This window comes from Janthinobacterium sp. BJB401 (assembly GCF_013372745.1).
Classification (GTDB): Bacteria; Pseudomonadota; Gammaproteobacteria; order Burkholderiales; family Burkholderiaceae_D; genus Janthinobacterium; species Janthinobacterium rivuli.
The window spans coordinates 1-1,433 of sequence record NZ_JABXFH010000118.1 but is presented as its reverse complement, the minus strand read 5'-3'; the positions used below and the strand labels follow the sequence as shown (position 1 = coordinate 1,433).

Below are 1,433 nucleotides of genomic sequence, written 5' to 3'. Positions count from 1 at the left end.
ACGCCATGGCGCCCCGTGCATGACGGCGGCGACGCGCGCCACCACCCGAAACCGACGGCCTGCGGCAGCCAGAGCGCCATCGTCGTCGGCGCCGACGGCGGCACCAGCGCCAGCGGCGGCAGCGAGATCCATTGCGACAAGCTGGGCCGGGTGCGCATCCGTTTCCACTGGCAACTTGACGGCAGCGCCACCTGCTGGGTGCGCGTGGCGCAGCGCTCGGCCGGCGGCGGCATGGGCAGCCAGTTCCTGCCGCGCATCGGCCAGGAAGTGCTGGTGCAATTTCTGGAAAACGATATCGACCGGCCCGTCATCGTCGGCGCCCTGTACAACGGGCAAGGCGAGGGCGGCGTCGCGCCCACGCCGGGCGGCATCACGGACAAGCCCGCGGACGCCAGCCTCTTCGAGCCGGCGCGCGACCATGCGCCGTCGGCGCAGGGCAACGTGGCTGGCGGCAACAGTCCGCTCTGGCATGGCGCGGCTGGCGGCAGCGCGGGCCACCGCAACGGCGCGGCGCAATGGGGCATCCGCAGCAAGGAATTCGGCGCCGCCGGCTCCGGCTCTGGCTACAACCAGTTGCTGTTCGACGATACCGACCAGCAAGGGCGCATCCAGCTCAAGAGCAGCCATGCGGCAAGCGAACTCAATCTTGGCCACCTGATCCATGCGGCCGACAATTACCGGGGCAGCCTGCGCGGCACGGGCGCCGAGCTGCGCACCGACGCTTACGGCGCCGTGCGGGCCGGCGCCGGCCTGCTCATTTCCAGCTACCTCGTCAACCACGACGCGCAGGCGCGCGATCCGGCCGGCGACAATGCGCCCGGCATGGTCTTGCTCAAGCAGGCCGCCAAGCTGGGTGAAACCTTCAGCGCCGCCGCCGTCACGCACAAGACGGTCGCGTATGCCAGCCACCTGGGCCCGGCCAAGGCGAATGCCAGCGTGCTCGACGAAAAGGCGGCGCCCTTGCCGGCGTTCCTGACCAGCGTTTCCGGCATGCTGAGCCAGGAAAATACGGCCGCCGCCAGGCGCGACGCAGCGGGCAAGCCGACCAGTCCCGGCGACGACAAGCTGCCGCACAGCAGCGACGCCATCATCGCCATCGCCGCCCGCGCCGGCCTGGGCGTGCTGGCGGGCCAGGATATCCAGCTGGTCAATGGCGAAACCACCTCCCTGATGAGCGGCCAGGACACCCAGTTCGTCGGTGGCGGCCAGTTGCGCGTGCACAGCGGCCAGGCCATCGGCGCGCTGGCCGGCGTCGTCAAGGCGGGCGAGAACAATATCGGCTTGCAACTGATTGCCGCCAAACAAGCCATCGACCTGCAGGCGCAGGCCGACGTGCTCAACGTGCAGGCGCGCGAGGAAGTCAATATCGTCAGCGCCGCCGCGCACATCGACTGGGCGGCGGCGAAAAGCATCCGCCTGTCGACGGCGGGCGG

Annotated in this window: 1 protein-coding gene; it reads left to right on the top strand. The window is 70.2% G+C overall.

All coding sequences use genetic code 11. From position 1 onward, the window contains the following. On the top strand, positions 1 to 1,433 hold a 1,433-nt coding region (locus HWE17_RS28430; protein WP_176391114.1), incomplete at both ends, for a type VI secretion system Vgr family protein.